The sequence below is a fragment of the Streptomyces sp. NPDC059371 genome, from assembly GCF_042751995.1.
Lineage (GTDB): Bacteria > Actinomycetota > Actinomycetes > Streptomycetales > Streptomycetaceae > Streptomyces.
Genome location: NZ_JBHYXD010000009.1, coordinates 73,178 through 85,611, shown reverse-complemented (window position 1 = coordinate 85,611; position 12,434 = coordinate 73,178). Strand labels below are relative to the sequence as shown.

Sequence of the window (12,434 nt, the reverse complement as noted above, 5' to 3'; positions counted from 1 at the left end):
GGGTCTCTGGGGGGGGGGGTCCAACCCGCGCGCGCGCCCCGGCGGGCCCCCCCCCCCCCGCGGGGGGGGGGGGGGGCCCCCCCCCCCCCGGGCCCCCCCCCCCCCCCCCCCTCGCTGTCGTCGGAACGCTCAGCCGCCCGTGACCTCCACCGCGGCCAGGCTCTTCTTGCCCCGGCGCAGCACCAGCCAGCGCCCGTGCAGCAGGTCCTCCTTGGCCGGGACCGCGTCCTCGGCGCCGACCTTCACGTTGTTCACGTACGCCCCGCCCTCCTTGACCGTGCGGCGCGCGGCCGACTTGCTGGCCACCAGGCCGACCTCGGCGAACAGGTCCACGACCAGGCCCGCCTCGGCGACCTGGATGTGCGGCACCTCGGACAGGGCCGCGGCGAGCGTGCGCTCGTCCAGGTCGGTCAGCTCGCCCTGCCCGAAGAGGGCCTTCGACGCGGCGATCACGGCGGCCGTCTGGTCGGCGCCGTGCACCAGCGTCGTCAGCTCCTCGGCCAGCGCGCGCTGGGCGGCACGGGCCTGCGGACGCTCCTCCGTCTGCTTCTCCAGCTCCTCCAGCTCCTCGGGGGACCTGAAGGACAGGATGCGCAGGTACGTCGAGACGTCCCGGTCGTCCACGTTCAGCCAGAACTGGTAGAACGCGTACGGCGTCGTCATCTCGGGGTCGAGCCAGACGGCGCCGCCCTCGGTCTTGCCGAACTTGGTGCCGTCCGCCTTGACCATCAGCGGCGTCGCCAGCGCGTGCACATGGGCCGCCGGCTCCAGCCGGTGGATCAGGTCCAGGCCCGCCGTGAGGTTGCCCCACTGGTCGCTGCCGCCCTGCTGGAGGGTGCAGCCGTACCGGCGGTACAGCTCCAGGAAGTCCATGCCCTGGAGGAGCTGGTAGCTGAACTCCGTGTAGCTGATGCCTTCCTCGGACTCCAGGCGACGGGCCACGGAGTCCTTGGTGAGCATCTTGTTGACGCGGAAGTGCTTGCCGATGTCCCGCAGGAACTCGATGGCCGAGAGCCCGGCCGTCCAGTCCAGGTTGTTCACCATGACCGCGGGGTTCTCGCCCTCGAAGGACAGGAACGGCTCGATCTGCGAACGCAGCCGCGTCACCCAGTTCGCGACCGTCTCCGGGTCGTTCAGGGTGCGCTCGGCCGTCGGGCGCGGGTCACCGATCTGGCCCGTCGCCCCGCCCACCAGCGCGAGCGGCCGCAGCCCGGCCCGCTGGAGCCGGCGCATCGTGAGCACCTGCACCAGGTGCCCGACGTGCAGGCTGGGCGCGGTCGGGTCGAAGCCGCAATAGAACGTGACGGGACCGTCCGCGAGCGCCTTGCGCAAAGCATCTTCGTCGGTGGACAGGGAGAACAGGCCCCGCCACTTCAGCTCGTCGACGATGTCCGTCACGGTTCTCGTATCTCCTCGGGTGGTCTCGTGAATATCAGGTACGAGGTTATACGCCCTGGCTGACAGAACTCATATTGAAATCCGGCACCCGCAGAGCGGGCATCGCGGCCCGGGTGAACCAGTCGCTCCACTCACGGGGCAGCGTCTTCTCCGTCCGCCCCGCCTCCGTGGCCCGTCCCAGCAGGCCCACCGGCGACTCGTTGAACCGGAAGTTGTTCACCTCGCCCACGACCTCGCCGTCCTCGACGAGGTAGACGCCGTCGCGGGTGAGCCCGGTCAGCAGCAGCGTCGCCGGGTCGACCTCGCGGATGTACCAGAGGCAGGTCAGCAGCAGACCGCGCCCGGTCGCGGCGACCATCTCCTCCAGGGAACGGTCCTCGCCGCCGTCGAGGACGAGGTTCCCGATCGTCGGCGTCACCGGCAGCCCGGTCAGGCCCGCGCTGTGCCGGGTGGTGGACAGATGCCGCAGCTCGCCCTCCCGGATCCAGTCGGTGCCCTTCAGAGGCAGCCCGTTGTCGAACACGGACGCGTCGTCGCCAGAGGAGTGCGCGAGGACGAAGGGGGCGGACTCCAGGCCCGGCTCGTTCGGGTCGCTGCGCAGCGTCAGCGGCAGTTCGCTGAGCCGCTCACCGATGCGGGTGCCGCCCCCGGGCTTGCTGAAGACGGTCCGGCCCTCGGCGGCGTCCCGGGCGGCGGCCGACCACATCTGGTAGATCAGCAGGTCCGCGACCGCGGTCGGCGGCAGCAGGGTCTCGTAGCGCCCGGCCGGCAGCTCGACGCGCCGCTCCGCCCAGCCGAGCCGGACCGCCAGCTCCGCGTCCATCGCGGCCGGGTCGACGTCCTTGAAGTCCCGCGTCGAGCGTCCCGCCCAGGCCGAACGCGTACGGTCCGGGGACTTGGCGTTGACCTCCAGCGTGCCGTTCGGCTGGTCGTGCCGCAGGCGCAGCCCCGTCGACGTACCCAGGTAGCTGGAGGCCAGCTCGTGGTTGGCGAAGCCGTACAGCTCACGGCCGCCCGCACGCGCGCGGGCGAACGCCTCGCCGAGCGCCGGCGCGAAGTCGGCGAAGACGCTGGAGGACGTCTCGGCGGGCGCGTCCGTGAAGTCGGGGGACTCCGGCACGCCCGTCACCAGCGGCCGGCCGTCCTCGGCGGGACCGGCGCCGCGCGCCGCCGCCTCGGCCGCCCGCACCAGGGGCTCCAGCTCGTCGGCGGTCACGGCCGAGCGCGAGACGACACCGGACGAGGTGCCCTCGCGCCCGTCGACGGTGGCGATCACGGTGAGCGTGCGCCCGCGGGTGACCCCGTTGGTGGTGAGCGTGTTGCCCGCCCAGCGGAGGTTGGCGGTGGACTGCTCGTCGGCGATCACCACACAGCCGTCGGCCCGGGACAGTTCGAGGGCACGCTCGACGATTTCGTGCGGCTTGCTCGTACGGGCGCTCATCGACCGGCCTCCGAGGTGGTGTTGAGGATGTTGACACCCTTGAAGAGGGCGGAAGGGCAGCCGTGCGACACCGCGGCGACCTGGCCCGGCTGGGCCTTGCCGCAGTTGAAGGCACCGCCGAGGACGTACGTCTGGGGGCCGCCGACGGCCGCCATCGAACCCCAGAAGTCGGTGGTCGTCGCCTGGTACGCGACATCACGGAGCTGGCCCGCGATCCGGCCGTTCTCGATCCTGAAGAAGCGCTGGCCGGTGAACTGGAAGTTGTAGCGCTGCATGTCGATGGACCAGGACCGGTCGCCGACGACGTAGATGCCCCGGTCGACACCCCCGATCAGGTCCTCGGTGGACAGCCCGCCGGGGTCCGGCCGCAGCGACACGTTGGCCATCCGCTGCACGGGCACATGCCGGGGGGAGTCGGCGTACGCGCAGCCGTTGGAGCGCTCGAAGCCGGTCAGGTCCGCGATCCGCCGGTCGAGCTGGTAGCCGACGAGCGTGCCCTCCTTCACCAGGTCCCAGGACTGGCCCTCGACGCCCTCGTCGTCGTACCCGATGGTCGCGAGGCCGTGCTCGGCGGTGCGGTCACCCGTCACGTTCATCAGGTCGGAGCCGTACCTGAGCTTGCCGAGCTGGTCGAAGGTGGCGAAGGAGGTCCCGGCGTACGCCGCCTCGTAGCCGAGCGCCCGGTCCAGCTCGGTGGCGTGCCCGATGGACTCGTGGATGGTCAGCCACAGGTTGGACGGGTCCACGACGAGGTCGTACACCCCCGCCTCCACGCTCGGCGCCCGCATCTTCTCCGCGAGCAGCCCCGGAATCCGCTCCAGCTCGCCTTCCCAGTCCCAGCCGGTGCCCAGCAGGTACTCCCAGCCGCGCCCGACGGGCGGCGCGATCGTCCGCATCGAGTCGAACTCGCCGCTGGAGTCGTCGACGGCCACCGCGGTGAGCTGCGGGTGCAGCCGCACCCGCTGCTGCGTGGTCACCGTCCCGGCGGTGTCCGCGTAGAACTTGTTCTCGTGCACGGTCAGCAGGGACGCGTCGACGTGGTTGACGCCGTCGGCCGCCAGCAGCCGCGCGCTCCAGTCGGCCAGCAGCCCCGCCTTGTCCTCGTCCGGCACGGAGAAGGGATCGATCTCGTACGACGAGACCCACGTCTTCTCGGCGTGCACCGGCTCCCGTGCCAGCTCCACCCGCTCGTCCGACCCGGCCGCCTTGATCACCTGGGCCGACAGCTTCGCCATCGCGACGGCCTGCGAGGCGACCTTCGCGGCCGCGTCCATCGTCAGGTCCACGCCCGACGCGAACCCCCAGGTACCGCCGTGCACGACCCGTACCGCGTACCCCAGGTCCGTAGTGTCCGACGATCCGGCCGGCTTGGCGTCGCGCAGCCGCCAGGACGCGCTGCGCACCCGCTCGAACCGGAAGTCCGCGTGGTCGGCGCCCAGCGCCCGCGCCCGCGCGAGCGCGGCGTCGGCGAGTGCGCGCAGCGGTAGCGCCGTGAAGGCTTCGTCGATGGAATGAGGCACCGAGGTCTCCCTGCTGTCGTGGCCCGTCGGGTCCGATCATGTCGCGCGGGCGGCCCCGGCGGCCACGCCTTTGCCGCGACCGGGCGCGTCTTTCGGCCGAGAGGCGTCCGCCTTCCGGCCGTACCGGCCCTGCTTTCTGTAGAGACCCGACAGCAGTCACCCGAACCCACTGTCGGTGCCCGATTCTCTGGGAAGCCTGGCGGACCGATAGGTTTTCGAGGAAGGCGCCTGTATTGCAGGGGTTTCAGTCCGCTAACGAAAGGGTGATCCGTTGAGCCGCTCGGTTCTCGTCACCGGAGGCAACCGGGGCATCGGCCTCGCCATCGCCCGGGCATTCGCCGACGCCGGCGACAAGGTCGCGATCACGTACCGGTCCGGTGAGCCGCCGGCCGCCCTGACGGACTTGGGGTGCCTGGCGGTCAAGTGCGACATCACCGACACCGAGCAGGTGGAGCAGGCCTACAAGGAGATCGAGGCCGAGCACGGCCCGGTCGAGGTCCTGATCGCCAACGCCGGCGTCACCAAGGACCAGTTGCTGATGCGCATGTCCGAGGAGGACTTCACCTCGGTCGTCGACACCAACCTCACCGGCACCTTCCGCGTCGTCAAGCGCGCCAACCGGGGCATGCTGCGCGCCAAGAAGGGCCGCGTCGTGCTGATCTCCTCGGTCGTCGGGCTGCTCGGCTCGGCGGGACAGGCGAACTACGCCGCGTCCAAGGCCGCCCTTGTCGGCTTCGCGCGCTCGCTCGCCCGCGAGCTCGGCTCGCGCAACATCACCTTCAACGTCGTCGCGCCCGGCTTCGTCGACACCGACATGACCAAGGTGCTCACCGACGAGCAGCGCGCCGGCATCGTGTCGCAGGTGCCGCTCGGCCGTTACGCGCGGCCGGAGGAGATCGCCGCGACGGTGCGGTTCCTCGCCTCGGACGACGCCTCGTACATCACTGGAGCCGTCATCCCTGTTGACGGCGGACTGGGAATGGGTCACTGATCACCATGAGCGGAATTCTTGAGGGCAAGCGCGTCCTGATCACCGGTGTGCTGATGGAGTCCTCCATCGCCTTCCACACCGCGAAGCTGGCCCAGGAGCAGGGTGCGGAGATCATCCTGACCGCGTTCCCGCGGCCCACGCTGACCGAGCGCATCGCCAGGAAGCTGCCGAAGCCCACCAAGGTCATCGAGCTGGACGTCACCAACGAAGAGCACCTCGGGCGTCTCGCCGACATCGTCGGCGAGGAGCTGGGCGGCCTCGACGGCGTCGTGCACTCCATCGGCTTCGCGCCGCAGGACGCCCTCGGCGGCAACTTCCTGAACACGCCGTTCGAGTCGGTCGCCACGGCCATGCACGTCTCGGCGTTCTCCCTGAAGTCGCTGACGATGGCCTGCCTGCCGCTGATGCAGAACGGCGGCTCCGTCGTCGGCCTCACCTTCGACGCGCAGTACGCGTGGCCGCAGTACGACTGGATGGGCCCGGCCAAGGCCGCCCTGGAGGCCACCAGCCGTTACATGGCCCGCGACCTGGGCAAGCAGAACATCCGCTGCAACCTCATCTCCGCCGGCCCCATCGGCTCCATGGCCGCCAAGTCCATCCCGGGCTTCGGCGAGCTGGCCTCCGTCTGGGACACCCGCGCCCCGCTGGAGTGGGACCTGAAGGACCCGGAGCCGGCCGGCAAGGGCGTCGTCGCCCTCCTGAGCGACTGGTTCCCGAAGACCACGGGCGAGATCATCCACGTGGACGGCGGCCTGCACGCCATCGGCGCGTAAACGCTTACGCGCGGTACCGGCGCCCCGTTTCCCGCACCGCGCGGGGAGCGGGGCGTCCCCCGTTCGGCCCAGTCGGCCGGGCGGTCGGGACCCTCTGACCGGCACGCTGGGAGGACGCACCGCCCGCCCCGTAGCCGTTCGGCCGAGGAGGTCCCCTTGTGCGCCTGTCCCGCCGCTTTGCTCCGGTGTTCGCCGCTGTCGCTCTGGTCCTGGCCGTCCCGCACGACGCGATGTCCCTCCCACGCGCGGAGAGGGTGAACGAGGGGTCCCGGCCGGCCGCCGCGGGCGAGGGGGCACGGAAGCCCGCCGTGCCCCAGCCGTTCGGCTCCGAGTGCCGCACCACCGTCACCGGCTCCCAGGTCGTCGCGTACTGCCACAACCCCTATGTGGGCACCGACCGTGTCGCTCTGCACGTCGAGTGCGCCCGCTGGTGGGACATCGACACCGACGGCACCCCGGTCGAGGTCGGACCGGCGATGACCGTCCGGCTGACCGGCCGCTGCTGGAAGGAGATCCGCGCGGTGTGGATCACGCACGAGAAGTGACGCCCCAAGCCGGACCGCCGGCCGCCCGTGCCTACTCCCGGCCGGCCGGCGGGCCCGGCCGGCACTGGAAGGGATAGCTCGCGGCCTCCGCGGCCGCCGCCTCGGCGTCGCCCGCCCTGATCGCGTCGACGAGCAGGGCGTGGTCCATGTACGACTCCGGCGTCAGCTCCTTGCCGACGTCCACGCGCAGCCAGTCACGCAGCACCTCGCCCAGATCCGCGTACATCGCCGTCATGACGTCGTTGTGGGACGCGGCCACCACCGCCAGGTGGAAGGTCGCGTCGGCGGCCACGAAGGCCTCCGCGTCGCCCGACTCCCAGGCCTCCTCACGGCGTACGAGGAGTGCCTCCAACTGCTTGAGATCGCGTTCCGTGCGCCGTTCCGCGGCCAGCCTCGCGGCGCTCGACTCCAGCGTGGACCGCAGTTCGGCGATGTGCCGCGGGTCGGCGTCCGCGAACCGGCGGTGCATCACGCCCGCCAGCTCGCTGGTCGCCACCACATAGGTGCCCGATCCCTGCCGGATGTCCAGCAGCCCGTTGTGGGCGAGCGCCCGGACCGCCTCGCGCACGGTGTTGCGGGCCACACCGAGCTGGTCGACGAGCTCCGGCTCGGTGGGGATGCGGGAGCCCACCGGCCACTCGCCCGAGGTGATCTGGTTCCGCAGCTCGGCGATGACCTGCTCGGACAGGGCCGAACGGCGGGGATGGCTCAGCGGCATGACGGTCCTTCGTACGGGCCCGGGTGTGATCGTTCGCGCGGGGCCGGAGGTTCCGGAGATTAACGCAGCGCGATTGGACACCCAATCATCCCATGATTCTATGATGGGCCTCATGGTCCCCGAGGAAACCCGCACGCCGACGCGTCCCCCCGCGATACGCCGCCCCGCCCGGAGCGCGGCACCCGCGACGCCCCACCCGCGCGCGTGGACGACACGGCTCGTGGTCGCCGGCATCGTCCTCGCCGCCCTCAACCTGCGCCCGGCCATCACCAGCCTCGGCGCCCTCCTCGAAGACGTGCGCGGCGGCCTCGGCATGAGCGGCAGCGTCGCCGGACTCCTCACCTCCGTGCCGCCCCTGTGCTTCGCCCTCTTCGGCGTGACCGCACCGCGGCTCGCCCGCCGCTTCGGGGCCGCCGCCGTCGTCTGCGCGGGCATGGTCGCCATCACCACGGGCCTGGCCGTGCGGCCGTACATCGGGGGAACGGCCGGCTTCCTGGCCGCCAGCGCCCTCGCGCTCATGGGCATCGCCGTCAGCAACGTCCTGATGCCGGTGATCGTCAAGCGCTGGTTCCCGGACAAGGTCGGCTCCATGACGGGCCTGTACTCGATGGCCCTCGCCCTCGGCACGTCCGCCGCCGCGGCGGCGACCGTCCCCATGACCGACGCCCTCGGGGGCGACTGGCGCTCCGGCCTCGTGGTGTGGGCGGGCCTCGCGGCGGCGGCGGTCCTGCCGTGGATCCTGCTGGTACGAGCCCGGGGCACGGTCCTCGACACCCGTGACTCCGCGCCTGCCGCAGCCGCGGACCCCGCCACCGCCACCGGCGCCAGCACCGGCACCAGCACCGCCACCGGCACCAGCGCCAGCACCGGGACCGGCACCAGCACCGCCACCGGCACCAGCGCCAGCACCGGGACCGGCACCAGCACCGCCACCGGCACCAGCGCCAGCACCGCGACCGGCACCAGCACCGCCACCGGCACCAGCGCCGGGACCGGCACCGCGACCGCGTCCCCCGCCGGCGTCAGGAGGCCCCCTACGGCCGCCTCCGCCTCCGTCGCCGTCGGCGCCCGCCCCGAGCCCGGCGGGCTGCGCATCACCCGCAGTCGTACCGCCTGGGCCCTGGCCGTCTTCTTCGGTCTCCAGGCCACGGCCGCCTACATCACGATGGGCTGGATGGCGCAGATCTTCCGCGACGCGGGCGTCGCGGCGAGCACCTCGGGGCTGCTCCTCGCCGTCACGATGGTGATGGGCGTGCCGCTGGCCTTCGTCATCCCGCGTCTCGCCACCCGCCTGCCCCGGCAGGGGCCCATCGTGGTCGCCCTGGGCCTCTGCGGACTCGCCGGATACGCGGGCCTCTACCTGGCCCCGGCCGAGGGTGCCTGGGCCTGGGCCCTGCTGCTCGGCATCTCCAACTGCGCCTTCCCCCTGGCGCTGACCATGGTCGGCATGCGCGCCCGGACCGGCGCCGGTGTCGCGCAACTGTCGGCGTTCGCCCAGAGCACCGGATACCTGATCTCGATCCCGGGTCCGCTGCTCGTGGGCGTGCTCTACCAGCACAGCGGCGGCTGGGGCCTGCCGATCGCGCTGATGGCCGGGCTGATGATCCCGCAGATCGGGGTCGGCATCCTGGCGGGCCGCGACCGCACGGTGGAGGACGAGGCCGCAGGCTGACCCCGGCTCCCGGAAACGGGCCCCGGCGACGCCACGACGGACCAGGAGTGCGAGACTGACCGCATGCCTGTGCTCGACCCGAACCCCCAGAACGGCCAGAAGAAGCTGCTGCTCGTGCTCGGCGCGATGCTGGCCATCACGGTGATCATCGGCATCATCGCGTCCATCGCCTCCCCGTGACCGGCGGACCCCCGAGCCCGGCACCCTCGTCCCGACCGCCGAGACGGGCGCCTTCGTCCTGACCGCCGAGACGGGCGGCCTGTTACGACCGCCTACCGCCGTCGCAACGGTGCCGTGACACCCCGCACGCCCTCGGGCCCGCCCCGTCGGCGACGTCGGCCGGCGGCGGGCCCCGGAGGTGGGGATAACCCCCCATCCCCTAGGGGGTGAGTGTCAGGGTCAAGTGGGTGGATCACCGGATGGGCCGAGAGCGGCGCATTCCGTAACTTCGAATCGTGACCGCGAACCGCGGCCAGGGACCACTCGAAGACTCACGGAGGCGGCATGTCGGCCCCTACGCACACCCGGCCCCACCCGGCGACCACGGGCCGCGTCGACATCCGGCTGCCCTGGTGGGCCCTCGCCCTGCCCACGCTCTCCTTCGTCGTCCTGCTGCTCATGATCCTGAACCCGGCGGACGCGCACGCCGCGGCCGGTGACCCGGCGATCACCCATCTGTTCGAGCGCGTCCAGCAAGCGGTCCTGCACAACGCCTCCTGAGCGGCGTACCCGGACCCGCCGCCGCACACCCGCGAGCCCCGGCCGCACGGCACTCCGCCCCCTTCCATGGGGATGCCATCACCCCTGACGGGGCACGGCTTCACCCTCGCCGGGGGACCACATCAACTCCCTGAGCCCCATGGCATGTTTCGTGCGAAGCTGGGACGCATGAGCGTCGCAGAACCCCGCAGGATCGTCCTCTTCCGGCATGCGAAAGCCGACTGGCCGCAGATGTCCGACCATGAGCGGCCGCTCGCCGACCGGGGCCGCATGGACGCCGCCATCGCCGGACGCAAGCTGGCCGACAGCGGCATCCCCCTGGACCTGGCCCTCTGCTCCACCGCGATCCGGACTCGCGAGACATGGAAGCACGCCGTCCTGGAGCTCCCGCACCGGCCGAAAACGGTCTACGAGGAGCGGATCTACGACGCCTCGCCCGGCGAGCTGATCGCCATGATCAACGAAACCCCGGACGACGCCCAGAACGCGATCCTGATCGGCCACAACCCCGGCATGCACGGCCTCACCGAGATCCTGGCGGGCCGGGCGGAGGGCGACACCCGCGCCCGGATGAACGCCCACGGCTTCCACACCGCCGCGTTCGCGGTCCTCACCTTCGACGGCCCCTGGAAGTCCCTCGAACCCGGATCGGCGGCCCTGACCGACTACTGGGCCCCGACGGAGTGAACCCGCCCCGACAACCCACGGGGGGGGGGCGCCCCCCCGCGGGGCCCGTTCACGGGGGGGCGAGAGAGATGAGCGGGAGGGGGCGGGTCAGGCCATGGGGATCACTTGTTGTGGCCCAGTTCGCCGTCGGCGCCCTCGACGGCACCGGTCACGGTGGAACTGGCCACCTGCGCCGCGGCGACCGCCGCGAGGACGGCGACCCCCGCGGGTCCGGCGGCCGCGGCCGCGCCGCCCGCCGCGGATGCACCCGACGCACCGGCCCGGCCCGCCGCGGCCGCGCCGTTCGCGCCACCCGCTCCGGACGCGCCCGCCTCTCCGCCCGAACCGGCGGCTCCGGCCGAGCCGCCCCCTCCGGACGAGCCGCCGGATCCGGTCGCCCCGCTCGGCCCCATCTGCCCGCCGCCGCCGGAGGCGCCGCGGCTGCCGCCGAGCTGGACCGCGCCGCTGGCCAGGCTGGAGCCCGCCTGTCCCATGGCGGACATCGGGTTGCCGGTGCCCATGGCGGCGGTCGCGGGCACGATGAGCTTGAGCAGCGCCGGCAGGGCGATGGCGGACAGCAGCATGACGCCGATACCGGCGATCCGGGTGTTGATGGTGCTGACGTCCCCGGTTCCGCTGCTCCTGCCCGAGTTGATCATCGCCATGCCGGCGTTGAGCACGAGGGCGACGGCGGGTTTGTAGAGCAGCCAGGCGATCATCCAGCCGATGTGCTTGCGCCACCAGCCGGCGCCCCAGTCGGTCATCGAGGCGGCGGCGGCCAGCGGGAGGGTGCCCAGCAGCAGCATCATCACGCCGAGCCGGATGTACATCAGGACCGTGTGGACGATTCCGGCGATCAGCAGCAGGAACGCGAGGACCAGCAACAGGAAGGACTGGATCCCGCTGCCGTCCGAGCAGGCCCCGACGTTGTTCAGCGAATCGCGCACGGCGTTGTTGAACAGGTAGTTGGAGTAGCTGTCCCCGACGGCCGCGGCGGCCACGACGACGGTGGTGGCGGCGCCCGAGACGAGCACCACCCGCATGATGCCCTTCAGCGCCGTGCGGCCCGCGTCGCCCTTGCGCTCGATGGCCATGCGGCAGGCGGCGAACAGCAGCGAGCCGACGGCGAGGTAGACCACGATCCACTGCGTGTCGCTGCTGATGTCCTTCGACGTCTGGGTCTGCTCCAGCGTCGGGACGTTGGTGGTCAGCGCCGCGAACACCGCGACCGCGCCCGCGAGGATCGTCTTCGCGATGAGGTCGACGATGGTCCCGATGGGATCGCCGAGAAAGCTGAAGAACCCCTTCACCAGGTCGATGACCGGGTTCCCGGACGTGCAGTTCACGTCAAACCCCCCAAAGGATGAAGCCGTTGGTGCTCTGGACGGCCGACACCGGCGAGTGCAGCGAGCCGTTGTCGTCGGCCTCGACCTTCCAGTCGCCGCCGCTCCAGCGCAGGGAGATGTCGGTCGCCGCGTATCCCTGGGCGCTCTTGAGGAGCAGTCGGACCCTCGCGGCCTTCTCCGTGTACGAGCTCACGGAGAAACCCACGTACGACGCGACGGCCGTGCCGCTGTTCTGGCTGTCGGTGCTCTGGACGGTGGCCCGCTGGAACTCGAACATGTCGCGTCCCCGGCCGGGGACGACCTGCTGCTCGGTGACGGTGTGCCAGTCCGAGCCGCTCATCTGCGAGGGGATGATGTGGGCGGCCAGCGCGGCCCCGGTGGGCGTGTGCGCGTAGCACCACCACAGGGGTCCCTGGATCCGGGTCGGCCCCGCGGAGACGGAGACGGGCACCCGTGCGACACCGAGCGTGCGCCAGCCGACGTCCTCCGGCGCCTTCTTGGGCAGGGCCGTGCCCGCGCTGTCGTCGGTGCGGCAGCCCCGCGGGCGGGCCGGCGGGGCCGCGCGGGCCGGCCCCCGCGCCCCCCCGGGGGCCGGGGGGGGCGGGGGCGCCCCGCGGGGGCGGGCGCGCGCCCCGGGGTGACAC

Annotated in this window: 13 protein-coding genes; 7 read left to right on the top strand and 6 right to left on the bottom strand. The window is 72.2% G+C overall.

What is annotated here, in order from left to right:
- Positions 1–129: 129 nt before the first annotated feature.
- From tyrS to ACFXGX_RS08085, 3 genes are read right to left on the bottom strand one after another with little or no spacing between them, the layout of a single operon-like run.
- On the bottom strand, positions 130–1,398 hold the full coding sequence (gene tyrS / locus ACFXGX_RS08095; protein WP_384786392.1) for a tyrosine--tRNA ligase: 1,269 nt from the start codon (positions 1,396–1,398) through the stop codon (positions 130–132).
- Positions 1,399–1,444: 46 nt separating this feature from the next.
- Positions 1,445–2,839, bottom strand: a complete 1,395-nt coding sequence (locus tag ACFXGX_RS08090; RefSeq protein ID WP_384786389.1) for a metallopeptidase TldD-related protein — start codon at positions 2,837–2,839, stop codon at positions 1,445–1,447.
- Complete coding sequence (locus tag ACFXGX_RS08085) at positions 2,836–4,359, bottom strand: TldD/PmbA family protein (protein WP_384786386.1); 1,524 nt, start codon at positions 4,357–4,359, stop codon at positions 2,836–2,838. The genes ACFXGX_RS08090 and ACFXGX_RS08085 overlap by 4 nt, the downstream gene beginning before the upstream one ends.
- 271 nt (positions 4,360–4,630) lie before the next feature.
- Between ACFXGX_RS08085 and fabG the strand changes: the two genes are divergently transcribed.
- The 3 genes from fabG (at position 4,631) to ACFXGX_RS08070 (ending at position 6,668) form a co-directional block, all read left to right on the top strand.
- A complete protein-coding gene (gene fabG, locus ACFXGX_RS08080; RefSeq protein ID WP_384786383.1) occupies positions 4,631–5,350 on the top strand; it encodes a 3-oxoacyl-[acyl-carrier-protein] reductase in 720 nt (239 codons plus the stop codon).
- A gap of 5 nt (positions 5,351–5,355) precedes the next feature.
- The gene (gene fabI / locus ACFXGX_RS08075; protein WP_384786379.1) at positions 5,356–6,123 is read left to right on the top strand and encodes an enoyl-ACP reductase FabI; all 768 of its coding nucleotides are present in this window, start codon (positions 5,356–5,358) and stop codon (positions 6,121–6,123) included.
- A 158-nt stretch (positions 6,124–6,281) separates the two neighbouring features.
- Positions 6,282–6,668: a hypothetical protein gene (locus ACFXGX_RS08070; protein ID WP_384786376.1), complete on the top strand. Its 387-nt coding sequence runs from the start codon at positions 6,282–6,284 to the stop codon at positions 6,666–6,668.
- Positions 6,669–6,699: 31 nt separating this feature from the next.
- Here ACFXGX_RS08070 and ACFXGX_RS08065 read toward each other — a convergent pair whose 3' ends face one another.
- Positions 6,700–7,386, bottom strand: a complete 687-nt coding sequence (locus ACFXGX_RS08065) for a FadR/GntR family transcriptional regulator (RefSeq protein ID WP_384786373.1) — start codon at positions 7,384–7,386, stop codon at positions 6,700–6,702.
- Positions 7,387–7,498: 112 nt separating this feature from the next.
- On the opposite strand from ACFXGX_RS08065, the gene ACFXGX_RS08060 reads away from it, so the two are divergent.
- From ACFXGX_RS08060 to ACFXGX_RS08045, 4 genes are all read left to right on the top strand, one after another.
- The gene (locus tag ACFXGX_RS08060; RefSeq protein ID WP_384786370.1) at positions 7,499–9,058 is read left to right on the top strand and encodes an MFS transporter; all 1,560 of its coding nucleotides are present in this window, start codon (positions 7,499–7,501) and stop codon (positions 9,056–9,058) included.
- Positions 9,059–9,121: 63 nt separating this feature from the next.
- Positions 9,122–9,238: an SGM_5486 family transporter-associated protein gene (locus ACFXGX_RS08055; RefSeq protein WP_263974370.1), complete on the top strand. Its 117-nt coding sequence runs from the start codon at positions 9,122–9,124 to the stop codon at positions 9,236–9,238.
- A gap of 324 nt (positions 9,239–9,562) precedes the next feature.
- On the top strand, positions 9,563–9,778 hold the full coding sequence (locus tag ACFXGX_RS08050; protein WP_384786367.1) for a hypothetical protein: 216 nt from the start codon (positions 9,563–9,565) through the stop codon (positions 9,776–9,778).
- A gap of 168 nt (positions 9,779–9,946) precedes the next feature.
- On the top strand, positions 9,947–10,465 hold the full coding sequence (locus ACFXGX_RS08045) for a SixA phosphatase family protein (RefSeq protein ID WP_384786364.1): 519 nt from the start codon (positions 9,947–9,949) through the stop codon (positions 10,463–10,465).
- Between the two features lie 101 nt (positions 10,466–10,566).
- On the opposite strand, the gene ACFXGX_RS08040 is transcribed toward ACFXGX_RS08045, so the two are convergent.
- Positions 10,567–11,790: a hypothetical protein gene (locus ACFXGX_RS08040; RefSeq protein ID WP_384786361.1), complete on the bottom strand. Its 1,224-nt coding sequence runs from the start codon at positions 11,788–11,790 to the stop codon at positions 10,567–10,569.
- 1 nt (position 11,791) lies between these two features.
- Positions 11,792–12,434: hypothetical protein (locus ACFXGX_RS08035; RefSeq protein ID WP_384786358.1), on the bottom strand; the 643-nt coding region annotated here is incomplete at its 5' end.

What these genes read in the sequence shown, in the direction of transcription:
- ACFXGX_RS08055 (WP_263974370.1), top strand. Translation starts at nt 9,122, where the DNA reads ATGCCTGTGCTCGACCCGAACCCCCAGAACGGCCAGAAGAAGCTGCTG.
- ACFXGX_RS08090 (WP_384786389.1), bottom strand. Translation starts at nt 2,839, where the DNA reads ATGAGCGCCCGTACGAGCAAGCCGCACGAAATCGTCGAGCGTGCCCTC.
- ACFXGX_RS08065 (WP_384786373.1), bottom strand. Translation starts at nt 7,386, where the DNA reads ATGCCGCTGAGCCATCCCCGCCGTTCGGCCCTGTCCGAGCAGGTCATC.
- fabI (WP_384786379.1), top strand. Translation starts at nt 5,356, where the DNA reads ATGAGCGGAATTCTTGAGGGCAAGCGCGTCCTGATCACCGGTGTGCTG.
- ACFXGX_RS08060 (WP_384786370.1), top strand. Translation starts at nt 7,499, where the DNA reads ATGGTCCCCGAGGAAACCCGCACGCCGACGCGTCCCCCCGCGATACGC.
- ACFXGX_RS08045 (WP_384786364.1), top strand. Translation starts at nt 9,947, where the DNA reads ATGAGCGTCGCAGAACCCCGCAGGATCGTCCTCTTCCGGCATGCGAAA.
- ACFXGX_RS08050 (WP_384786367.1), top strand. Translation starts at nt 9,563, where the DNA reads ATGTCGGCCCCTACGCACACCCGGCCCCACCCGGCGACCACGGGCCGC.